Source organism: Candidatus Protochlamydia sp. R18 (assembly GCF_000648255.1).
Taxonomy (GTDB): Bacteria; Chlamydiota; Chlamydiia; order Chlamydiales; family Parachlamydiaceae; genus Protochlamydia; species Protochlamydia amoebophila.
In genome coordinates this window covers 11594-35647 of record NZ_BASL01000609.1, presented here as the reverse complement: position 1 = coordinate 35647, position 24054 = coordinate 11594, and the positions used below count along the sequence as shown (strand labels likewise).

Genomic DNA, 24054 nt, shown 5'->3' with positions numbered 1-24054 from the left:
CATTGTCAAGTGCATCCTCATGCAGCGGGAGCTAAAAGAGGTGATCAGAGCATGAGTCGTACAAAAGGGGGCTCAATACAAAATTACAGAAGGCACAACAGCAGATTGTACTCAAGCAAGTAATTTGATCGCTGGTCTTACAGCTGAGCGGTTACTGGCAGACAAAGGATATGATAGCAACGCAATCGTTGAGCAAGCTATAAGTCAGGGAATGCAAGTGGTGATTCCTCCACGAAAGAATCGCATAACTGGTCGAGAATGCGATAAAGATCTCTATAAGTTAAGGCATTTGGTGGAAAATGCATTTTTACATTTGAAGCGCTGGAGAGGAATAGCGACCCGTTATGCAAAGAACACAGCCTCATTCTTGGCTGCAGTCCATATTAGATGTATTGCTATATGGGCAGAAGTCTCGTGACTACACTATCTAGCACTACCAAAAATTAAATAAACTTAATTGCATTTATAGACATTTATTTTGCTTTTTTTGGCACTCCAAATTTAAACATTTACCCATTAAGTATTACACTAGACACTCTAGACAGTTTAATGACATTTTCTTATTGTGGAGTCGATAGTTTCTAAAAAAAGAATATCTTCTCCACTGGATGCTCCTAGTTCTTTAAACTTTCTAGCGGATGGTAACACACGATTTTCTAACGATCCTACAGTTTTATTATAAGCATCCACAGCACGCTCAAGCCCACGTCGTATTTCATCAAAATGCTCCACAAGGATGCGAACACGATCATGCAAAGTCTTTCCAAGTTCGCTGATTTGCTGCGCATTTTCAGCAATTAATTCTTGACGCCAGCCATAAGCAACAGAGCGTAAAAGAGCAATTAATGTAGTGGGTGTTGCTAAAATCACTTTTTGTTCGACTCCCCATTCAATTAATTCTGGATCTTGCTCGAGTGCTGCGCTGAAAAATGTTTCGCCTGGCAAAAATAAAACAACAAACTCGGGAGCTTGTTGAAATTGGTCCCAATAAGATTTAGTGGCTAATTGTGTGATATGCGTACGAACTTGCCTTGCATGGTCTTTTAACTTTGTAAGTCTTTGCGCTTCTTCTTTTTCTTCTAAGGACTCAAGATAAGCATAAAGTGGAGCTTTAGAATCTACAACAATTTGCTTCGCATTAGGAAGCTTAATAATTAAATCAGGCCGAAATCGCTTTTCTTCGGAAAAAACAGTTTCTTGCTGAACAAAGTCACAGTGTTCAATCATACCCGCCATTTCAACAACTCTTTTAAGTTGAATCTCTCCCCATCTTCCACGTACATGTGGAGCTCTTAAAGCCTTTACTAAATTCGAGGTTTCAACTTGTAATTGTATTTGAGATTTCGCTAATGTATGAACTTGTTCGCTCATACTCGCATAAGCCACTAGACGTGCTTTTTCTAGCTCTGACATTTTTAAATCAACAGTTTGTAAACAACTTTGGATAGGTTTAACTAAATCATCAATAGCTTTTTGTCTGAGTTGTAAGTCATGTTTTGCTCCTTCTTGTAGTTTTTCAAACTTGACCGTCGCAATATCAAGGAAAGATTGGATATTGTTTTTTAAAGCATCTGCGGATAAAGCTTTGAAAGACTCTGTTAACTGTTCCTGAGTCTGTTGATGCATTAATAATTTTTCTTTTTCATATTCAACTTGCTTTTTTAAAGCAGTGTCTTTTTCAGCAATTTGAGACTTTAGGAAAGAATTTTCATTGATCCATCTTTGAATTTCAATACGCTCCTGTCTCAATTGCTCTTCGAGAATGGGTAATCGTGTATTTTTCTCCTCTGCAATCGCCCTTCTTTCACACTCCTTCATCCAATCTGCTTGAATTATTTCCTTTTCTAGTAAAATTTTTTGTTTGATTTTTGAAAAATTCCATAACTTAAAAAGAATAAAAAGAAGGCAAACGCATAAACAGCCAAAAAGTATTCCTAAATCTCGTATTTCTATCATATTCTTTAATCCAGTCAATTTTTTTTATAGTGTATCAGTTTTATCAAATAAATCGTAACTTGTTGTAAATCTCAGAAATGATTCACCAAGGAATATCGAACTTTAAAATTTATTTTTTACCATGAGCTGCTATTCTATATTTGCATAAATTCAACCAGCACATTAAAATCAATGACATTAACTAAATTTAATGTAAATCCATGTCTGAATATCAAGTTATTGCCAGAAAGTTCCGACCACAAACGTTCAAAGAAGTATTTGGACAAGAGGCTGTTGTAACAACTCTTAAAAATGCGATCAAATTTAAAAGACTTGCCCAAGCTTATCTTTTTTGTGGATCTCGAGGGACAGGAAAAACAACATTAGCACGCATTTTTGCAAAAGCGATTAATTGTCAAAATTCTACAGAAGATTTTGAACCTTGTAATCAATGCACTTCTTGCCGGGAAATCACTTCTGGCTCTTCCTTAGATGTGCTAGAAATTGATGGTGCTTCCCATCGAGGAATTGAAGATATTAGACAAATTAATGAAACTGTAGGTTACGCAGCAACCTCCGGTCAATATAAAGTCTATATCATTGATGAAGTACATATGCTAACTAAAGAGGCTTTTAATGCCCTTCTTAAGACGTTGGAAGAACCTCCCCCCAAAGTCAAATTCATCTTTGCAACAACAGAAGCTCACAAGGTCTTACCTACGATTTTATCTCGCTGCCAACGGTTTAACTTAAGTCGTATTCCTTTTTCTCAGATCATGATTAAATTAAAATTGATTGCCGATCAACTTGGAATCGATGTTGAAGAAGAAGCACTGCAATTACTTGCATACAAAGCAGAAGGGGGATTGAGAGATGCCGAATCTTTATTTGATCAAATTGTGGCCTTTTCTGAAGGAAAAATTAATGCAGCAACTGTCCAGTCCATTTTAGGGCTAATGCCTCGAGAAGCTTATTTTGAATTAGATTTAGCGGGTAAGGAAGGCAATTTCGTAAAGGCTTTTGAAATTGCTTACCGTATTTTTGCTGAAGGAAAAGATTTAAATCACTTTATTGAAGGTTTAATTGATCACTTCCGTCATATTTTGTTGATTCAGTTAGCAGGCATAACTTCTCCACTCCTAACTATTTCTCCTAAAGAAAAAGAATTTTATGAGAGAGCGGCTCATCTTTATACCCAAGAACAATGTTTAGATTTAATCGATTATTTAATTGAATCTGCCCAACAAATTCGTTTCACTCATTCAGGAAAAATTGCATTAGAAGCTATTTTACTTCATGTCATACGTAGTCATTTTCGACTACCGATCGAAGTATTAGTTCAACGTCTAGGAGAGCTGGAGCAAATGTTAGGAGAAGCCTCTCTTGTAAATTCTTCAGTCTCTCCTCCCTTACCGAAATCAACTCCTCAATCTTCACTTTCTACGGAAGTAAAAAATCCGCCTTTAACACCTCCTGTACCACTGACAAACAACAAAACCTCGCAAAATCTGACCTCTCCTATTGGAAAGAATTTGGATTCTTCAACTGCTACCCCGCTACTTTCCCCTTCAACAAATAATCGTTCTTTATTTGATCACTTTGTCAGCGAAGATCCAACACCTACACAGTCCGATTTAGGGCGATCTACTCAAAAACTTCCCAACAAAGATTCCCCCTCTCTAGTCGCTAAATTAAATGGAGATAATCCAACTCCTGTTCACCAATATGACACTCTTTTTCAATTTGCAGCCATTGAGCTAGAAGGAAAATTACAAAGAAAAGCTTAAAAATAACATATGGTCTATGGAGAGAAAAAATTTTAAGAACTACGCTAGGAGCTAAATATTATCTCTTGCTACCTTGTACAAGATTTATACTGACTTTTGTTTTATCTTGTCTAAAACTTCATTTATTTTATTTTTTATGAATTCTTCTGGGAATTAAAAAAGTAGATTTAATGATTTCAAAAGGAGCAGCAACAAGTAGTTAATACACGAGCTACTATATCACTAATGTTTTTTCCAAATTCACTGGCTGATTTTTTGATTTTTTCTAAAGCTATGAATTCACTCTTTTAAAGTAATTTGCGTTGTTTTCATTGTTCCGGCAAAAAATCAAAATTGGGGGGATGATTTTTCATAACAAACATACAATTGTCGTTTTTATGAAATAATAAAAGGTGAAGAAACTCGGGAAAAATAGAAGCAGAATGTTTTAAGTTATCAATTTTTTTAGAAAGCTTTGAAGTTTTTCTCCTTCAAATTTTAAGCTAATTTTATTTTGAACTGCGGAAAAGGGTCCGGCTGCATTAGCCAAAAGAAATTTGATTAGTAACAATACTCATTTCCGGAGGAAGTTTGTAAGTTTGCAAACGCGAATCCATACTAGCCTCTAATTAAACCTATCTATATTATAAAATATAAATAAAAAAAATAATATCAATGAAGTAATTACATTGTTTTAAATACAAAAAAGTAACCATTAATCCACCAAAAATTTAATTTTTTGATGTTTAGGAAAGTTCCCTTTTTAAAAGAAAATAGCTTAGTATCTCAAAGCTTGAATTTAGAATTTTTATCTGGTAAAAGAGTTGCTTCCTCTCATAGCAAAAAACTTTCATTCGAATGGTGAATTAGTAAGATAAATTATCAAAAAAAGAAAATCTAAACGACGTATATTTAAAGGAGAAAGAATGGGAACTGGTTTTTCTAAAAAAAAGAAAGAAGCTCGACTAATACAACAGCAAATGAGTTTGGTTCAAAATGAATTACAAAATCTTGAAGTGGTAGGTGTCGCAGGAAGTGGTTTAGTGACAATCACCTTGACTGGCGATGGAGAGATGAAACAAGTTAAAATCAAACCTGAATGTGTCGACGTAGAAGATTTAGAAGGATTAGAGATGTTAATTCGTGCAGCTCATGCCGATGCTCATAAACGATTAAAAGAACAAAGCCCTCCCATTCCCGGATTCCCAGGATTCTTGGCTTAAAATTTTTATTAACACTTTCGGATTTGAGAAAAGCAAAATAAAATTTTTACCTGCAAGTATGCTTTAACTTTCAGCCTAATTCCATGCTAGAGGAGAAAACATTTTACAGGTAATATTTTCTTAATTTCAAAACAAAATTAATTTGTATCCGAAGTTTAAATATATGTTTGAGGAGGATAAGATACATTATAAAATAAATCATGAGGCACACTTTTTTGATATTCCTGGATTAACAAGTTTAAAACTTCTTGTGCAGTGGTCAGATGTAAAGCTAAGTCCGCCAATTGAACAGCATCAACAATATACGTACTACGAATAACATTTTTGATAACAGGTAAATAGCGTGGAGCTACAGATAATTCTTGAACTCCAAGTCCTAGCAATAAAGGAATAAAACGAGGATCAGAGGCAATTTCTCCACATACGGAAACAGGGACATGAGCTTTATTTCCTTCAGAAATAACTAACTTGATCAAGCGTATAATGCTCGGGTCAGTTGGTTCATAAAAATCATTTAACAAGTGATCTTTCCGATCAATTGCTAAGGCATATTGAACTAAATCATTCGTCCCAATCGAAAGAAAATCACATTCTTTAACAAAATGATCCACCACCATAGCTGCCGAGGGAACCTCGATCATGCAACCCATTGGAATATGTTGGTCAAAGTGCAGTTCTTGACAAACTTCTTGCAGAATTTTTTTTGCTTCTCTTAGTTCGGCAACTGTCGCAATCATGGGAAACAAAATACGAACCTGCCCATAAATACTTGCTCTGACAATAGCTCTTAATTGACTTTTCAATAACTTCTGTTCCCTTAAAAAATACCGTGTTGCCCTTGAACCAAGAAAAGGATTTTTCTGAGTTGTTGAAGGAACGTGAAAGGTTGCCTTATCTCCCCCTAAATCAAATGTTCGAATGACGACAGGCAAGCCATCCATTTTTTTCACAATTTGCGAATAAATGTTGAATTGTTCTTCTTCGCCTGGGATTTCTTTTTGAGGAAGAAAAATATATTCAGACCGAAAAAGGCCTATTCCTTGGCCACCTAATTGCTTAAGCAAATCAACTTGATGACTATCATCTAAATTTCCATATAATCTAACGGTATATCCATCACAAGTCTCAGCCGGCCAATGTACATCGTTTTCAAATGCAGTAATTTGCGTATGCATTTTTCTCTTCAACGTTTCATAACGATGAAGAGTCTCATCCGTTGGGTTAAGAATCACTTGACCCGTTCGCCCGTCAACAATAATCGTTTGATTGTCATTTTCTCTAATTAGATGAAGATTAATATTGGAAATAAAAGGAATTCCTTTTGCTTTAGCAACAATCGCAGCATGAGAAGTTGCTCCTCCGCTTTCCGTTAAAAATGCTCCCACATGGTAAACTTTAGCTTCCGCAGTATCCGAAGCTGTTAATTCCACTCCACAAACGATTGAATTATAAGGAACATCTTTTAAAGACAGACTTCCACTTTCATAAAGATAGCTAAAGACTCTTTGTGAGACATCTTGTAAATCTTTAAATCTTTCTGCAAAAAAGGGATCTTTTAAAGATTCAAAGCGAGTTTGAAGCTTAACCAAAGATTGCTGAAAAACAAACTCAGCATTTTGATTAGCCTGTCGAATATTCAATTCCATTTCAGTTGTCAATAAAGGATCTTGTAGAATCTCTAGCTGAGCCTCCAAGATAAGAATAGCTTCTTGTGCTGATTCCGATTCAAGTTGTGTTTGTAATCGCTTGATATCTTGCCTACTTCTAAAAAGGGCGTGACGATAACGTTCAACCTCTTTTTCAGAATCGGAAGAATCAATCTGCTTTTCACAAACAGTAAATTCATCACGATCGAGAAAATATGTTTGACCAATTGCAATGCCACGGCAGATGGGAGAGCCTTTTAAAATAATCTCTTCAGCCTTGAGCTGCATTACTTACTCTCCGAATTGAGACTCAAACGCCTCAATCAGTTTATCCATGGTGTCATTTGCATCTTCCCCTTCCACTGCTATTGTAATTTTAGAATTTTTTCTAGCAGCTAACATGAGAATACTCAAAATACTCTTCGCATTAATTGTTTCTTGTTTGTGTGTAAAATAAACATCACTCTTACAATTTTGCAATAATTTAACAATCGTGGTTGCTGGTCGCGTATGAAGACCCATGCGATTTTTTACTTGTACTTTACAAACGAGTTTCACAATTTTTCCTTGGTTTTTAGAATGTATTTGCATCCTTAAGGTAAAATTTTGTTTCTGACTTTAGATGTCGTTAATTCTAATACTTTTGTCGTAAATTCTTGAGCCGAGTTATAACCCATATTTTTCAAGCGATGATTTAAAGCCATGGTTTCTAGTAATAAAACAACATCTCGTCCTGGCTTAACAGGTAAAGTCAAATACGGAAGTTTTATATCTAGAATTTTTGTAAATTTTTCGTCTAAACCAATCCGATCATAAAAATGTTCATCATGCCATGCCTCTAATCGGACAACAATATCAATACTTTTTTGATCTCTTACGCAAACTGCTCCATAAAGATTAGCAACATTAATAATCCCAATTCCTCTAATTTCCATATGATGGCGCGTTAAAGCAACTCCAGAACCTTCTAAATATGTTCCTTCTTTCTTTTTTACTTTCACGATATCATCTGAAATAAGACGATGCCCTCTTTCAATTAATCCAAGAGCAGCCTCGCTTTTACCTACAGAAGAATCCCCTTGAATTAAAACACCCACTCCAAATACCTCAACAAGAGACCCATGACAACTAACACTAGGAGCAAATTCTTCTGTTAAAAGTAGTGTTAATTGGCTCATCAAATTCATGGTAGATAAATTTGTACGAAAAAGAGGAATATTTAATTTTTCACAAATAGCCCGCAGCTCTTTTGGGGGACGATAACGCCTACTCACTATCACCGCCGGAGTATTTTGCTTAACAATTGCTTCCAGACGCTCTACGCGAATTTGAGAATCTAAATCTCGGATATACTCGATCTCTACTTTACCGAAAATAAGAATTCGCTTTTCAGCATAATACTTAAGATATCCGCTTAAGCTCAATCCAGGTCTTTGAGCCTCTGGAACTTTAATGCGTCTATTTATCCCATTTTTACCCGCAGTCAACTCAAGTCCAAGTTTTTTTGCGTGTTCTTCATATAATTTTTTAACTAAATACATGAGCCAAATTAGTCGATTTTTTCAAGATAGAACATTAACCACTCAGTGAACGTTGCAAAAGCCATTGTTTCTACGCAATCATCCAGCTTCGCACAATCTAAAATAGTTTTTGCCGAATTCGAATAATAAACATTACCCATTTCATGATCTGGATACCATTCTCCCCAAAAACACTGAAAAAAAGGCATCCCAAATGATTGGTAAAAGGGTATAATCGAACGAGGATAGACCACAACTCCTTTAGTTGTTGTCATGGGACTCTCTTTTTCTAATAGCTTTTGCAAAACTTCATACGCATTAGCCATTTCAATTGATTTGATGATTCCCGTATCTGTTAACTTGGCAAATCCGTTATGTATTTGCAGAAAAGCCAAGAAATCAGAAGGAAGAATATAGTCTGGAAACACTTTTTGCAAAGCATTAATTTCTTGTTCACTAGCAGGTACGCTACCATGAAAAAATCCTCCATCATTGATAAGACTGTAAACAAAACTGACTTCAAATGAATCTTCATACTTCTGCTGAGTTAAAAAAATCCCAATATTATCAACCCTACTAAAAAATTTATTTAAAAATTCGTTTAAAGAAGGATGATAAGGCAGCTTTGTTAACCAAAATTCTTTTGTAAATTCAATTCGATCTTGAACAGGCAATTGTGCCAATTCATACCAGCCTCTAGTTAAATTAGGAGCTATTTCAGATGCCTCTTGCCAATCCATCATAGGATTTTCATTTAACTCAATGACACAATGAAAATGTCCTTGAGGTGATTCTTCTGAGTAACAACTATAATGCTCTTTAACGTGTCGATCCATAATTAAATAATCCTTGATTATCTCTTAGATAAATGAAAATTGTCTATCTATTGCATTTGTCTTAATTAACCGCAGTTCTGAATTTTTTCAAATGATTTCAAATTAAAAGAATCAACATTCCGATGAGTAGTCAAATTGCAGAAGAATTACTTTTATAATAATTATTATCAAGTTTATGATTTTTCCTCAGACTAAAAAATATTTTTAATACATCTAAAAATATAAACATGCTAGATCGGTTACTCTTTTTTTGGCTCAAACATCCTGCTCTTTTCCATTCAATTTCTTTGATATTAGGGGCATATGCATTTTTTCATTCTTTTGCTTTAGTACTCATTCCAAGCTTATTCTTTTGGACCCCATTTTGCATTAATCTTTTTTATCATCCATTCATACGTCCATTATTTGCATTAAATCTCTTGCTGTTTATATTAATTTATTTTTTTCTAGCGGTTTCTTATGAATTTCCTCATCTTCCTGATAAAGGATTAATAGGAAAAGCTCATTTATCAATTGATTCATTAGATAAACAGCGCTCTCCCTTTGGAACACAATGGAATTTTCACTGCACTCTTTTGGGTTTTTTCCCCGATTCCTCACCGCATCATTCAATTGCGAAACAAATCAAATGTATTGTTTCTATCCCTCAAAGTGGCTTTCTTCAACGGCCTTTAGCGCAACGAGAATATATTGTGCATGGTAAATTATCTAAACCGGGAAAAGGAGATTATCGACTAAAAGTTTCTAATGTAGAACCTTGGCTCGGTTTAAAAGAAAATTGGGGATTTACTGAACATCGCTTTCAATGGAAAAAGAAAACTGCTGAATGGATTCGCAAACAATTTAATAACTCTATCACTGGCTTTTTTTTAGCAGGGCTAGCAACAGGAGAAATGAATGTTTCATGGGTTAAAGAGGAATTTTCGCGCTTCGGTCTTCAACATCTTCTTGCAATTTCAGGATTTCATTTTGCTATGTTGGCTGGTTTACTCAGCTTTTTACTTCGCCTACTTTTCCCTCGAAAAATACAGGCTATTTTACTTTTAGTGTTTTTAGCTATCTACTTTACCTTTCTAGGCTTCAACGCCTCTGTCGTTCGAGCTTGGATTATGAGCTCATTAGTCATTTTGAGCGACATTTTTGAAAAACAATCTACACCTCTTAACAATCTTGGAATCGCTATCATAGGGATTTTGTTCATCGACCCTTCTTTACTAAATACAGTAGGTTTTCAATTAAGTTTTTTCATTACCGCATCCATTTTACTAGGCCATCAGCCTGCTAGTCGATGGCTAGATCTTTGGATTTCTAAAAGACGCTTAAACCAAGTTATTGAAATGGATGGATGGAATCAGCATGGATACTTGATTTTAACTTTATTCAAGCAGGTTCTAGCTCTTACAATTGCCGTTAATTTAGTCGCATTGCCAATGACCCTTTATTTATTTCAACAGTTTCCCGTTATCGGATTATTTTATAATCTCTTTTTCCCTTTTTTAGTTTCTATTTCCTTAGTATTACTATTTTTAGGGGCATTTTTGTCTTTTATTCCCTTTATAGGAAAAGGAATTGTTTTCCTTAATGATATTTATACAGGATTTGTTCTCAAATTAACTTATCAAATGCCTGATTTTATTGATCATTATATCGAGACGGAATTTATAAATCCTTATTTCCTCATAGGTTACTTGAGTTTATTGGTAACACTATTAATCATTAACAATCAATTTTACGAAGAAACTTCAGAAGAAAACTATGAAGCAAAATGGCTTTTTTTTTAAAGTTTATAAACTTTTGGATGTCGTTTCGAAAAATTATTAGCAGGAATAAATTTAGCAAATGTCTTAATTTTTTTTATTGACTAAAATGGAACCTTTAACTAAAAATATTGTATCTTCAATGGCGGTCGTAGCTCAGCTGGTTAGAGCGTTGGATTGTGGTTCCAAATGTCGCGGGTTCGAATCCCGTCGATCGCCCTCTTTTTATCTTAAAACAACTTCCGAAATTTCACTCTTATAAATTTGTGTGTTTATTTTTTGGGAATGGTATACACTAATTTTATTCACAATTAATTCGTTTATCAAACGAAATGTAAAGCCTTTCTTCTGGATTTTTTATGACAATATGGGAAGCCTTTTTTTTAGGTCTTATTCAAGGCGTGACAGAATTTTTACCAATTAGCTCGTCTGGCCATCTTGAATTAGCACAGTATTTCCTAGGGTTTGAAAAACTTCAAAGCTACGTATTGTTTAACCTTATTTGTCATTTAGGAACTTTAGGATCTATTCTCTACATGTTCTTGCCACAGATAAAACAAAGTTTAATAACAGAGCGCAATCACATCTTTCACATTATATTAGGAACTCTCCCTTTATTTCCCCTTGTTTTGATTTTAAAACCTATCAAAGCAACATTTGATCAACCTCAATATTTAGGGCTATGCTTTCTTTTTTCTGCTGCTTTGCTTTTTTCTGGTGTTTACTTTCGCTTGCAAATGCAAAAAAAACATTCATTGAGAGATTGTTTAACGATTGGATTATTTCAAGCTGTGGCAGTTTTACCAGGTATTTCTCGTAGTGGAGCTACTATCTCAGCTGCCAGATTGCTTGGCTGGGATAAACAAGACGCAATCCAATTTTCATTTTTATTAGCTATTCCAGCGATTCTAGGCGGAACATTTTTAGAGATTTGGCAATTTCTAAAGTTACCGGCTTCAGAAATTCCTCCAATAGAAATAGGACAATTTCTAACAGGTTTTATCACTTCTTTTATGATTGGTTGTGCCTCATTATGGGCCGTCATACAAATGATGACGCAAGATAAATGGGTTTACTTTGCTTGGTATTGCCTATTCATTGGAATAGCTACAACTCTTTATTTTCAGATGTAAAGGCAAATATCATGGCAAAAAAGACTAAATCATCTAAAAAAAAACAAAAGAATGTTTATACAGAAGAAGCCATTTCTTTAATGACTATTGAAACAAAAGGGTTTCTTTCCCTTTCGTTCGCAGTAATTCTATTACTTAGTTTGATGAGTTATGCCATTGCTCCCGACTCAAAAAATCTATTAGGAGTCATGGGTGATAAATTAGGATGGATTCTACATGCATTCCTTGGTCTATCTAGTTACCTTCTAGTTTTTTATATTGGCTGGATGGGTTGGAGACAATTATTCAGTAAAAATCTTCATTTTGTCTGGTTAAAAAATATTTACGTAGCCATAACGCTAATCTCAACGAGTATGCTCCTGAGTCTAATTGAAAGTGACTACCCAACCTTTGGAGATTTTATTGGTCGCACTTTTTACCCAGGTTTATGGATTAAATCTATGCGATATCACTTAGGAGGAGCTCCTTTCTTTTTTCTTTACCAAGATTTACCTTCTTTCAATTTAAATCATATTTTTAACACAGTTGGTGTTGCTCTTATTTTTTCAAGTACACTTATCGCAAGTCTCCTTTTTTTATTTAAAATTCGCCTCCTTCCTCTTTTTCAAAAGATTTTTGATAGATTTAAAAAAGAATGGGCTAATCGTAATCCAACTGTAAACAAAGCTGAAGAAACATCAATGTTAGAAAAAAAAGAAAGTAAAGAGGAGAAAAAATCCCTAGAAGAATCTGACAGTGACTTCCTTCGCTTTGTGAAACTTCGCATTCCTACAACGCATTTTCAAGAAGGAAACCCAAAAGCCCCTTCAGATTTATTAGCCATTCAACCAGAACAAAATCTTAAAGTTCGACCATCACTTTCAAGGAAAGAACAAACGGATGACGACTTTCAAGAAGAAATAATTGAAACACAAACTTTGGCTCGTCCAAGAAAAAAAGAATCTCTAGAAAATTATCTTGAATCTGATCATCGTGAAGCTTTTAAACGACCCGAACTTTCCAAGGAGATCAGCGATCCCAAACTTCGTAAACGCGAAGCTGCTTTAGTCGCACAAAGCGTTTATAATGGAGATTTCACAAACTATAATCTCCCGTCGCTCACTCTTTTGACAAATCCTAAAAAGGTCGATCAATCTTCTTTAAAAAAAGATTTGAAAAGACAAGCAGAAGTTTTAGAAGAAACATTACTTAGCTTTGGAATAGAGGCAAAGGTTGGTCAAATTAATTGTGGCCCAACTATCACTTCTTTTGAAGTCCATCCAGCAATCGGAGTCAAAGTTCAAAAAATAAAAACTCTCGACAACGATATAGCCTTAAACATGGAAGCAAAATCGATTCGAATTATTGCCCCCATTCCAGGCAAAGCAGCCGTTGGAATAGAGGTTCCTAATGCACAACCTCAAGAAGTAGGTTTTAAAGATATGCTATTAGCTTATCAACAAGGAACACAAAAACTTAACATTCCTATTCTACTTGGAAAAGCTGTTAATGGCGATTATGTTATGAGTGATCTTGCAAAAATGCCTCATTGCATTATTGCAGGAGCCACAGGTTCTGGAAAATCAGTTTGTATAAACACAATTGTTATGTCCATTGTTTTAAATGCCAAACCTGATCAAATCAAATTGATTATGGTCGATCCTAAAAAAGTGGAACTCACTCCTTATACACGTTTACCTCACATGCTTGCTCCTGTTATCACAGAACCTCAAGGAGCTGCTGCTGCTTTAAATTGGCTCGTGAAAGAAATGGAAAGCCGTTACGAGGTTCTCAAAATGGTGGGGGTGCGTAATATCGATACTTTTAATAAACGAACAATTAATCAAGAGCAAGAAGCTAATTTAGGAAGGGAAATCCCTACGCATATGCCATTTATTGTAGGGATTATTGACGAATTAGCCGATTTAATGATGGTTGCTAGCAATGATATTGAAACACCGATTGCCCGTATTGCTCAAATGGCCCGTGCCGTAGGTATTCATTTAATTTTAGCCACTCAACGACCTTCTCGAGAAGTTATTACAGGTTTAATTAAAGCTAACTTTCCAACCCGAATTTCCTTCAAAGTCGCTAGCCGCGTTAATAGTCAAATTGTTCTTGATGAAACAGGTGCTGAAACTTTATTGGGCAATGGCGACATGCTTTTCCTTCCTCCAGGTTCGTCTCATTTAACACGCGCACAAGGAGCGTTTGTCAGAGATGAAGACATTTTAGCTGTTGTTCAACATATTTGTGATCAAGCTCCTCCTAACTATGTTATCCAATCATTTGATCAATACCATGCGAGTTTGGATGGCCTAGTTAATGGCTTAGAACAAGGTCTTGAACTAGATAGTTTATATGAGCAAGCTAAAGATATTATTTTGAGTACAGGAAATGCCTCTACTACCTTTCTTCAAAGAAAACTAAAAATTGGATATGCACGAGCAGCGAGTTTAATGGACCAGCTAGAAATGCAAGGCATTGTTGGACCTGCGGAAGGTAGCCGTCCACGTAAAATTTATGCTGCGAAGTCGGTATCCGAAGAAGATGACTTAGTAGATGCAGAATTAATGGAATGATCAATTTTATTTGTGCTCTTCAGATTTTATTAAGTCCAATATGGTAAGGATGGAATAACTGAATGGACTACTCAGTTTCGCCTCTAAAATGTCTTCATTCAAATTGGATTAAATCATGGCTTGCATTTAAATTCTGAATAAATTTTTTTATTCTGCGATAAGTTAATCAAAAAAAACCTACTAACCCTTAAGTGATTTCTAACTAAAAAATTAAAACTCAGACTTAAGTAAACAGCCAAAAATTAAATTCTGAGAAAACTTGAGATTCTCGTCTTTAATTAAGCATGAATAGTGCATTGAAGTAAATTTCGCAAGAAAACTAATCTTTAAATATGTTATAAATCCGCCTTTCTGATAAATGACTGTTTAAATGATTAAAACTAGGTGATTATGAAGGGATTTTGCCCACTCGCATCAGGGTCCAAAGGAAACTGTATCTATCTCGGCACCTCTCAAACTAAAATTCTTATTGATGCGGGTATAAGTGCCAAAGCCATTCAAAACCGCCTTGCAGAAATCAATGTTGATATTTCTGATATCGATGCAATTTTAATTACTCATGAACACTCTGATCATATCCAAGGATTAAAAGTACTCGCTTATAAATTAGGAATCCCTGTTTTAGCCAATCATGAAACAGCCAAAGGTATTGTTGAAGCATTTCGCAATTGTCCAAAATTTAAGATTTTCTCTACTGGAGAAACTTTTGAATTTAAAGACATTGAAGTTCATCCTTTTACGATTCAGCATGATACAATTGATCCGGTAGCATTTACAATTCGTTTGAATGATCTAAAACTTGGATTTTGTACTGATCTTGGTTTTGCAACCTCTCTTGTTCAAGCTAAACTTCAAGGATGTGATTACTTATATCTTGAATCTAACCATCAACCTTCTATGGTACATGCCTCCCCTCGACCAATGGTTTATAAACAACGTGTCCTTAGTCGTAGTGGACATTTGTCTAATGAGGCTTGCGGCACTTTACTCTCTCAGATTTATCATCCAAAACTTAGACATGTTCATTTAGCTCATCTATCAAATGAATGTAATAGTCCTGAAACGGCTTTAGGTGTGGTAAAAGGAGTTTTGCAAAATCATGGGATTGATATAGAAATGTGCGTAGCATCACAAGAAAAAATCAGTAAGCCAATTTTTTTCTAACTATGCTAGCCGTTAAATCAATAACTTTTTTTGGGAAACGCATGATTTTTGAAATCTATTGATTTATCTATATGTTGGTTATCTAGGTGCTAAACTCAGCATCGATAGTCGAACCATCGATGCTGAATTAAAATAATTAGTTCGGTGAAAAAAATTCTTTAATTTTATCTAGAAAGCCTTTTCTTTTAGGAAGATTGTTGGGTCCTTCAAGTTCACTGAATTCTTGTAAAAGCTCTTTTTGACGCTCGCTTAAACGGGTGGGTGTTTCGACAAATATACGTACTAGTAAATCTCCTTTTCCATGTCCGTGTACATTGGGAAATCCTTCACCCTTTACTCGGAAAATCTTTCCATTTTGCGTTCCTTCTGGAATGGTAATACGGCACGCTCGATTGGTCAAAGACGGCACTTCTTTTTTACAACCAAGGGCAGCTTCAGCAAAACTAATGGGTAAATCTAATAAAATATCGTTCCCTTCTCGCTCGAAAATCTCATGTGGTTCTACATTGATGAACACATATAAGTCTCCTGCAGGACCACCATGTTGTCCTACATCACCATACCCGCTCATTTTTAAACGCATTCCGCTATCTACACCAGCTGGAATATGAACTTTAATGTGTTGTTTTTCTTTAACAGCACCTTGTCCTTTGCAGTTTTTACAAGGGTCGGTAATAACTTTTCCTTCTCCATGACATTTTGGACAAGCCATTGTCATGCTAAAGAAACCTCTTTGTTCAAAAACTTGACCTCTGCCTTTACATTCACTACAGGTTTTAATTCCTTGTGATGAGGAGGAGCCTTTACCATTGCAAACATTACAATTTGCGTAGTTAGAAATCACAAGCTCTTTATCGACACCTTTGACCGCTTCTTCAAAGGAGACGTTAATGTTAACGCGTTTGCTGGCTCCTTGACGAGCCCCTCTACCCCCTTCTCGGCCTCCAAATTCAGCTCCATTTCCACCGCCAAAAAAGTCGAAAATACTTTCTCCGCCTCCACCCATTCCAAACGCACCCATAAAGGTTCGCAGAGCTTCGTCCATGGATGAAAAACCTTGTCCACCACCAGCAGCTCCTTGCAAAGCTTCTTTGCCGTAACGATCGTAAACTTGTCGTTTTTTTTCGTCGCTTAAAACTTCGTAAGCTTCCGATATTTCTTTAAATCGTTTTTCAGCATCTGCATCACCGGGATTTTTGTCAGGATGATACTGAACAGCCTTTTTTCGGTATGCTTTTTTGATTTCTTCGGGAGTCGCACCACGTGCAACTTCTAGAATTTCGTAATAGTCAGCCATAAGATCTACTACTTTATTTTGAAGGATTAATTTTTTGAATTTTCGCAATAAAATACTACGAAAAATTTTCTAAAAAAGGTTAAATACCTTAAACAACTAAATATTAATATTTAAGGTAAAATTGATACCCTTATAGAATAATTATTTATGCATCATAAGGGCGTAAGCTTTGTAAGCGTAAGGCTCTTAACGTTGTTTCTTATATTTTAAAGCAGCTTTAGATTTAGCACGTTTTTTGATAGAAGGTTTAGAATAAAAACGATGTGCTTTTACAGACTTCATAACTCCTTCTTTATCGAGACGTTTCTTCAAGGCACGGAGAGCTTTATCTATTGAGTCGCCTATACGGACTTTTACAAGTGACATTGAGTTGTTTCCTAATTTCTAAGTGTTAAATTTGCTGGAATAAACCTTTTTTCAAAGATTTGCCAGTCAATACTTATCTTTTTCTTACACAGATAGCGATTATGCTACCTGAAATAGAGGATATTAATCAATAGACTTCTTGCAAAAAGCAGGGGATAAATTTGAATATTCAAAGAATAATTTGACGTTAAAAAGAAGAGCTTAGTTAAGATGATGATTTATTTTTTTCTCGTTCAGCTTCCGTTTCTCTTAAATATAAAAGCTCTAAATGCCCCTTATTTGTCCAAGCTTTGTTTCGATAAGCCAGATTCATTCTATGAGCTAAAGCATCTAAGGAGGGGGCTTTTTCCTCCCAGGTCCACGTTAGGTCTGGATATTGCTTCTCTAATTTTAATTTCAATGATTGAAAGAAAGGAGTCACTAAAATTTTGACGTCCTTTAAAAAAGTTCCCAACTCTGCAAGAGAGTAAATCGAGGGTTCACATAAATAATCAATCCCCTGGTCAGTTAATATGCCTTTGCGTACATAAGCACCTCCAATTCGAGCATCAATGATAGCTGCAAAAGGAACATTCTTTTTAGATGGAACAAAACCATCTAAACTTGACACGCCGACAAGAGGTATTTTCCAACTATAAGACAAAGCTTGAGCCACAGACATACCTACACGAATTCCCGTATAAGAGCCAGGCCCAGTCCCTATGCCAATAAAAGTTAAATCTTCAGAACGTAAGGAATTCTGTTGAATAAACTCAGCCAATCGAGGCATCAAAAAACGAGACTGAGTCGTCCCAAAAGGTAGTTCTTCACAGAAAAGAATATTTTCATCTTGTGAAAGGCCAAAAACCCCTCTTTCCGTACTTGTTTCAATCAATAAAAAACGACTCATTTGTCAATCTCGATTTTACTAGGAACAATAATTTTTTCTAAGGTACGAACAAAAAAGTTATCTGTCATTCCTGATATATAATCTACGATCATTTGAACAGAGTTGGTTTGAGATAAATAATTTTCAGTCCGTTTTCTTAAGTAGTGTTTCCATACATAACTTTCTTCTCGATTAGCTTCCAAATTTTGAAGAAGCCATTCAAACAAAATTCGATAACTACACTTAATTTTTGAAGATTCTACCTTTAATTGGGGATGCACGTAAATATGTTGAAAATTAAATTGGCGGAGTATTTTTAAAGCTTCAAAAGCTTCTTTTGAAATAGTAATATACTCTTTATGATAACTATTTTGAATGACGTCTGCTGCTAAAAAGCTTAAGATATCTTTATTAGTGATTCCCAAACAGGTAACAGGGATATCTTTTCTTTTTAAAATACCTAAATTGATGGCATCTTCAATGTCACGACCGACATAACTCATTGTATCGCAAAGCTTGACTAAACATCCCTCTAAAGTACCTGGCATAATATTCAAATCAAGGTTTATTTTTTTCTGCTCTCTCTCGTCTAAATGATCTTGCCAAGTTTTACCAAATTTAGGTTTTAAAAAAGCTCCAGCCATTGCTCCATCATGGCTCAAAAAACCGTCATAAACCGCCAACCCTAAATTAAGAGGTTCTAATTCGGTGAATAAACGGCAAGATTGTAAAGCATGACAAAAGGGACCATTTCCATACTCTATAGATAAAGTAGAAAGATAGTCTTCACCTTCATGTCCAAAAGGCGGATGTCCCACATCATGCCCAAGTGCTATAGCTTCTACTAAATCTAAATTTAATCCTAATATTTCTGCAATTCCTCTGGCAAAATTACTGACAAGTTGCACATGCAAGCTGCGATGTGTAATGTGATCATTGTTAACTAAATACACAACTTGTGTTTTATCAACATACCGCGAGTAGGCTTTTGAATGAATAATACGATCGACATCTCTTTTATAAGGCATACGATGATCATTCTCGGGGCCCCCTTGCCGACAATGGTCTTTAGAAAATGCAGCATGAATAAATAGCTGTTCTTCTTCTTTCTGTTCAGCTAATCGACGATAATGCGCAAGAGCTTTTACAGCCTGTGTATTAAACATTCTTTCTCCATTGCCAATGAGTCAACTGTGTTATGAATTTATTGAGTGAATATCTTTGGCTTCCTTCCAAATTACTTATTTTAAGGATAGATAATTAAAATTCGAAAGAAAAGGATTAAAAATTGGAAAATTTTCATCTAACAATCAATTCAAATACTTGTTAACGCATTCAAATTTCATTCTAATCAAAAAAAATCGCTTTTAAATAACTAATATTTAATATTTTTGATTTGTCGCAAAATAAATGTTTCTAAATATTCTTTTAAAGAAGCGGATTCCTTCAAAAATGCTTGGATTAAAAGTGTTTGACAATCAGGGCTTGCTAATGCTGAATCAATAGCTTGAGCTTGAGTTTGTAAAAATTCATTAATTGCATGCTCATCATTCAAATCAGGCAAATGCACTGTTTTTCCCAAATAATATTTAAATGTTTCGGACTGAAAAATTTCTCGGAACTTTTCACTTCCTAAAAAAACAGAAAAAACAGTTTCTTTTAAATATTTTTGAAATTCTTTAGATTTCATCAATTCTGGTAAAATGTGCTCCATTTGAAAATTTTTAAATTGTTCCTTTTGAAATAAGCTTGGAAGTGAGGATTTTTTTGTTTTCTCTAATATATCATTTTCAAAATTTACATTCGGAAATACTTTTGCAAATAATGTTTTTATTTGGTCTTTGTGATCAAGCATAAACAAAATTGTTTCTAAAAGTCGATTCAGTTGCTTTTCGCCAACGGCTCTTTTACAAATCATCATAGCACGCAAATGAATAGACATTTCAAAGTGAGCTATCATTTCAGGATTATCTTCCAATCCCTTCACTATCAACTCATGCGCAAACATTTCTTCAAAGCTAATGGATCTATCGGTTGAATTTGTAGAACTCATATTTAGAAATTTAGGTTCAATAAAAACTAATAATTGCATGGTTAGATAGTTATAAAAAAGGCGAATAAAAATCCGTTTTTCTTTTGGAGAAAGAACTTTTTGTTTATTGAATAACACGTCATGAATTTGATCCGTTAATATCAAGCACCAATGTTTTAGATTAAATCTATATTTTTGACTTTCTTTTATAAGAACTATTTTTTCTGGTACGGAGTTCCCACTTTTTTGCTTATCCTCTATAAAGATTTGCCTCAATAATTCTTTTTTAAAATGCTCTGTATCATGATAAATTGAATACCCTAATCGAAGCATTTCTTCATTTTGTATTAATGCTAGATGACATTCTTCAATAAAAAAATCACGTTCTTGTGCATCCGAAAAATGGTCACAATTGCTAAATTTTTTTGCATGAATCACATCAAAAGTGATTACCATCCATTTTTTTATCTCCTCTGTAGGCAGTATATAATCCTCAAATTGACGAAAATTAGGGTTAAAAATTTGATCAAATATGGCCTTTTTGACCAGCTGACTATTTAATGTGTCTATCTGATGCCCTATTTGCTCATAAAAAGGATGATCATGGGTTAGAGTAATTAAAAATAAAGTATTTGCAAATTCTTCTGCTAATGTTTCAATAGCTTGACAACGATAAGAGTCATCTCCTGCTATCAATCCTACGCTTGGACATTTGTCTTGACAGTTAATATAAAGTATCGTTTTTTGCTTTTCTCGACACAGAGTTAGAAAAGCACGCATTTCTGAATTTATTGAGACAGGGCCACCTGTTTCGATAGTCGGGGAAGGCATCATCAGATTTTTAACACAAAACTTGTTTGCCGGTTGATAAACACAAATCTTTCTTTTTAAAGAAACAAAATTTCCTTGTATATGGGGATCAAATAAACCATAAAATAGTTTCCCAGAAGATTGATATTGACCTTGATAACGACCAAACGAAGTTGCCGTCAATACAGAATTTTTTTCCAATTCTAGCATTCGCTGACGAATAATTTCTAATCCAAAGATTAGCTTATAACGGCTATCATTAGGAACTATTGTAGAAATATTAGGTTGTTCAAGAGTTGCTTTTTTTCCAAATTCCATTAAATTATTAAAAATTTCAGCGCCGCAATTATTGAAGCGAGTTTGGGAATAAAATTTATAACCTAAAGTTAAAACATTTCTAGCAATGAGTTCATGTCGATTTTTTTCAAAATAATCGAGGGCTTTTCTAAGAAGAGAAATAAATTTTTTATATGATTGCCTTTTTTGATCTAAATAAATTTCATTAAATCTAGAAGTTTCTTGAGAAAACGTTTGAGAAAATAAATGTTGAATGATAGGAAACAAGGTATTTTTTACGTTTTCATTGGAGATGTGTTTAACTACATATTCAATTAATCCGTCTGTTTTTAGTAAAAGTTTTCCAAGAATCTCTATCTGTTGTTTAATTAACTCTTCATAACGAACAACTTTCCATTCTAGCTCTTTGCAACCTTCCAAATAAGCAGACTCTGTTTTTGGAAATATAAAACTCAAACCTAGCATATGTTACCCTGAATGTTAATTATTACAAAAATTATCCTTCCTCTTACTCAACTAACTTTTACTCAATAGCTGATTCAAGTATGTCTCTTTTGATTAACTCTTTAAATAACTCTTTGACAAAGATTGGATAACGCTGTAGCTTATTTAGAAGTGTATACGTAGATTTTTTTGGGTTATTTAAGAATTTTTTATCTAAGATAAAATCTTTTAAAACCTTTGGAAATCTCCTGTCAGAACCTAATTCTTCAGTTGACTCCTTTGCAAATTCTATGAGAAATTTTAAGAATTTTTCCTCTTCTAATAAATCTGGCAAAATAATTTCAATCAATGTGGTTAAAAAATAGTGATCTTCAAAAACATTTTTTAAGTCAGTTTCTGGCTTAGATAAAAGTAAATCATAGTTGATGGATACATCTGGAAAAACAACTTTAAAAAGTTTTTTAACTTGTGATTTATGATCATGCAAAAATTGAAGAAACTCAATTAACTCTAATAACCTCTCACGTTTGATAACTCTTTTACGTACAATAAGGGATCGAACCAAAAGAAGCATTTCAAAAAATTCAATTATTTGTGGGTCATTTTCTTGATCTTTTAGAACAATCATTTCAGCAATTGATGCGCCCATGCGCGCGACGCCTCGATCAATTCTACCTTTACAAACACCAGCCATCGCCTTTGGCTGTAAACGAATTAAACAATAATTTGTCAAATAATTATAGAAGAAACTAAGAAATATACGCCTTTCACTAGGGCTTAAATCATCTCTATTATGAAAAATAATTGAATGAATATGATCTGCCAATTCAATCCCAAAATTTCTTAAATCTGTTGCCTCTACTAATTTTTGAGGAATCCAATATCCTGTTTCTTCAGGATTTCCATCAAATATTTCGGTGATCAAATGTTTTTTAAAAAAAGACCCAGGTTGGTAGATAGAGTATCCCAAAGTAAGACCAAAACAAGTTTTTGCATTAATAATTAATGTATGATGAAACTTTTCAATAAATAACTTCAAAGTGTCTTCTGTAAAAATTTTGCATTTATCAAATTGCGTGGTATGAACAAGATTTAAAGTGGCTTTCACCCACTCTGATAACCCATGATCCAATGGTAAATAATATTTAAATACTTCAGAACCTGTTGTACATAAATCTGCCCAAATTTTACTTTTTACTGAGCTTGCAGTTAAATCTTCAATATCATGGCCAATTTGCTCATAAAAAGGGCTATTGTGAGATAATGTGAGAACATAAAATTCTTTAAATTGATCGCCTAAATCATGAATAGCAAGACATCGAGGCTTTTCATCTGCAGCTAATCGACTAACTTGATTACGGCAATTTTGGTAATTCAAATACAAAAGCCCACACTCAACTTCTTTTTGCCGATAATAGGAAAGTAAACCCCTCATTTCAGGATTAATGGTCGCTACACCCGATCCATTTTCGATCGTCGGAGAACCTAATGCTAAATTTTTAGTACAAAAAGTTTGACCTTGAATATTAATTGTTAAATTCATGAGAAGATGCATAGGATTAGATTGCATATTGGGGTCAAAATCATAAAGGCTAATCCCATTCATGTAACCAATCAAACTATTTGTTGTGCGAGTAAAAACACTCGTTGTCTGTACAGAGTCGTCAACTGAGGCAATTCTTTGATATTGAACCTCCAATCCTCTTACCATCCGATGTTTGTCAAATCCTTTTACATATGGAAGGGGGTATTTTACCTTTTCTTTGCTAAGCTTCGCAGTGCCTAATTGAATAAACGTCCTAAAAATAATTTGAGTACAATGATTAAAATGTGTTTCTGTATAAAGAATATGACAAAATGCAAACACATGTTCAGTTACTGCTTCATTGCGATTCAGTTCGGACCATTCCACAGCTGTTCTTAAAATTTTTAAAAATTTTTTGTAGTGTTCTCGTTGAAAATTTAAATATTCAGAACTAGATCGATCAGGTTTCCTTAGTCTATTAACAAACAAATGTTTAATAATAGGGATTATTGTATTTTGTAAATTGATATTATTAAAATCATGAACAATCCAATTAAGTAAAGATTCTTGAGATATTAGATAATTTTTAAAATTTTCCAAGATTTGTTCTAGTAACGCATCATAACGTTTTACTTTCCAAATTATTTGAGGTGTTTTTATAGAAATTGTTTGCGAATGACCAAGAGGTTCCATTTTTCTATCCTTAATTAAATCGAAAAAACTTTAAGAAATATTTGTCTAATTATTTTTTATAAACTTGTCTAGCAAAAGTTTTTGATAAACTGGGTTATTTATAACTAATTGGGCTGCTACTAGGATTAAAAACTTAATTAGCAGCTTTATTTTTAATATCAGCCAAAATCGCTTTCTTCCT

At 34.3% G+C, this 24054-nt stretch carries 17 protein-coding genes, 1 tRNA gene and 1 pseudogene; 8 read left to right on the top strand and 11 right to left on the bottom strand.

What is annotated here, in order from left to right; genetic code table 11:
• A pseudogene (locus tag TY19_RS01040) lies at positions 1-418 on the top strand (transposase); the annotation flags it as partial.
• A gap of 128 nt (positions 419-546) precedes the next feature.
• On the opposite strand, the gene TY19_RS01035 reads toward TY19_RS01040, so the two are convergent.
• Positions 547-1956, bottom strand: coding sequence for a DNA recombination protein RmuC (locus TY19_RS01035; protein ID WP_052354709.1), 1410 nt, complete (start codon positions 1954-1956; stop codon positions 547-549).
• A gap of 200 nt (positions 1957-2156) precedes the next feature.
• Between TY19_RS01035 and dnaX the strand changes: the two genes are divergently transcribed.
• Together dnaX and TY19_RS01025 are read left to right on the top strand one after the other, a co-directional pair.
• Entirely contained in the window at positions 2157-3722 is a 1566-nt protein-coding gene (dnaX, locus tag TY19_RS01030; RefSeq protein ID WP_042279237.1) for a DNA polymerase III subunit gamma/tau, read from the top strand.
• 905 nt (positions 3723-4627) lie between these two features.
• Complete coding sequence (locus TY19_RS01025; RefSeq protein ID WP_011175027.1) at positions 4628-4924, top strand: YbaB/EbfC family nucleoid-associated protein; 297 nt, start codon at positions 4628-4630, stop codon at positions 4922-4924.
• A 155-nt stretch (positions 4925-5079) separates the two neighbouring features.
• Here the strand turns inward: TY19_RS01025 and ptsP are convergent, their stop codons facing one another.
• Genes ptsP through TY19_RS01005 form a run of 4 tightly spaced genes read right to left on the bottom strand, consistent with a single transcriptional unit; the run spans position 5080 to position 8926 of the window.
• On the bottom strand, positions 5080-6858 hold the full coding sequence (gene ptsP / locus TY19_RS01020) for a phosphoenolpyruvate--protein phosphotransferase (protein ID WP_011175026.1): 1779 nt from the start codon (positions 6856-6858) through the stop codon (positions 5080-5082).
• A gap of 3 nt (positions 6859-6861) precedes the next feature.
• Positions 6862-7128, bottom strand: a complete 267-nt coding sequence (locus tag TY19_RS01015; protein WP_011175025.1) for an HPr family phosphocarrier protein — start codon at positions 7126-7128, stop codon at positions 6862-6864.
• 35 nt (positions 7129-7163) lie between these two features.
• Positions 7164-8111 carry an HPr(Ser) kinase/phosphatase gene (gene hprK, locus TY19_RS01010; RefSeq protein WP_039356849.1) on the bottom strand — a complete coding sequence of 316 codons (948 nt, stop codon included), beginning with the start codon at positions 8109-8111 and terminating at the stop codon, positions 7164-7166.
• Between the two features lie 8 nt (positions 8112-8119).
• Positions 8120-8926, bottom strand: coding sequence for an SMI1/KNR4 family protein (locus TY19_RS01005; protein ID WP_039356846.1), 807 nt, complete (start codon positions 8924-8926; stop codon positions 8120-8122).
• Positions 8927-9153: 227 nt separating this feature from the next.
• On the opposite strand from TY19_RS01005, the gene TY19_RS01000 reads away from it, so the two are divergent.
• The 5 genes from TY19_RS01000 to TY19_RS00980 all read left to right on the top strand — a co-directional run bounded on the left by TY19_RS01000 (position 9154) and on the right by TY19_RS00980 (position 15541).
• Entirely contained in the window at positions 9154-10707 is a 1554-nt protein-coding gene (locus TY19_RS01000; protein ID WP_042279228.1) for a ComEC/Rec2 family competence protein, read from the top strand.
• A gap of 121 nt (positions 10708-10828) precedes the next feature.
• A tRNA-His gene (locus TY19_RS00995) sits at positions 10829-10902 on the top strand.
• A 140-nt stretch (positions 10903-11042) separates the two neighbouring features.
• Positions 11043-11816: an undecaprenyl-diphosphate phosphatase gene (locus TY19_RS00990; RefSeq protein ID WP_011175021.1), complete on the top strand. Its 774-nt coding sequence runs from the start codon at positions 11043-11045 to the stop codon at positions 11814-11816.
• Positions 11817-11827: 11 nt separating this feature from the next.
• Positions 11828-14377: an FtsK/SpoIIIE family DNA translocase gene (locus TY19_RS00985; protein ID WP_052354708.1), complete on the top strand. Its 2550-nt coding sequence runs from the start codon at positions 11828-11830 to the stop codon at positions 14375-14377.
• A gap of 390 nt (positions 14378-14767) precedes the next feature.
• Entirely contained in the window at positions 14768-15541 is a 774-nt protein-coding gene (locus TY19_RS00980; RefSeq protein ID WP_042279225.1) for an MBL fold metallo-hydrolase, read from the top strand.
• 136 nt (positions 15542-15677) lie between these two features.
• On the opposite strand, the gene dnaJ is transcribed toward TY19_RS00980, so the two are convergent.
• The 6 genes from dnaJ to TY19_RS00950 form a co-directional block, all read right to left on the bottom strand.
• Positions 15678-16838 (bottom strand): molecular chaperone DnaJ, encoded by a 1161-nt coding sequence (gene dnaJ / locus TY19_RS00975; RefSeq protein ID WP_011175018.1) that lies wholly within the window; start codon positions 16836-16838, stop codon positions 15678-15680.
• 186 nt (positions 16839-17024) lie between these two features.
• Positions 17025-17204, bottom strand: a complete 180-nt coding sequence (gene rpsU / locus TY19_RS00970) for a 30S ribosomal protein S21 (RefSeq protein ID WP_011175017.1) — start codon at positions 17202-17204, stop codon at positions 17025-17027.
• Between the two features lie 205 nt (positions 17205-17409).
• Positions 17410-18093, bottom strand: a complete 684-nt coding sequence (gene tsaB / locus TY19_RS00965; protein WP_042279220.1) for a tRNA (adenosine(37)-N6)-threonylcarbamoyltransferase complex dimerization subunit type 1 TsaB — start codon at positions 18091-18093, stop codon at positions 17410-17412.
• Positions 18090-19238, bottom strand: coding sequence for a deoxyguanosinetriphosphate triphosphohydrolase family protein (locus TY19_RS00960; protein WP_042279218.1), 1149 nt, complete (start codon positions 19236-19238; stop codon positions 18090-18092). Before TY19_RS00960 ends, tsaB begins: the two co-directional genes overlap by 4 nt.
• A 209-nt stretch (positions 19239-19447) precedes the next feature.
• Positions 19448-21676, bottom strand: coding sequence for a hypothetical protein (locus TY19_RS00955; protein WP_042279216.1), 2229 nt, complete (start codon positions 21674-21676; stop codon positions 19448-19450).
• Between the two features lie 58 nt (positions 21677-21734).
• The gene (locus TY19_RS00950; RefSeq protein WP_042279214.1) at positions 21735-23873 is read right to left on the bottom strand and encodes a hypothetical protein; all 2139 of its coding nucleotides are present in this window, start codon (positions 23871-23873) and stop codon (positions 21735-21737) included.
• Positions 23874-24054 lie beyond the last annotated feature (181 nt).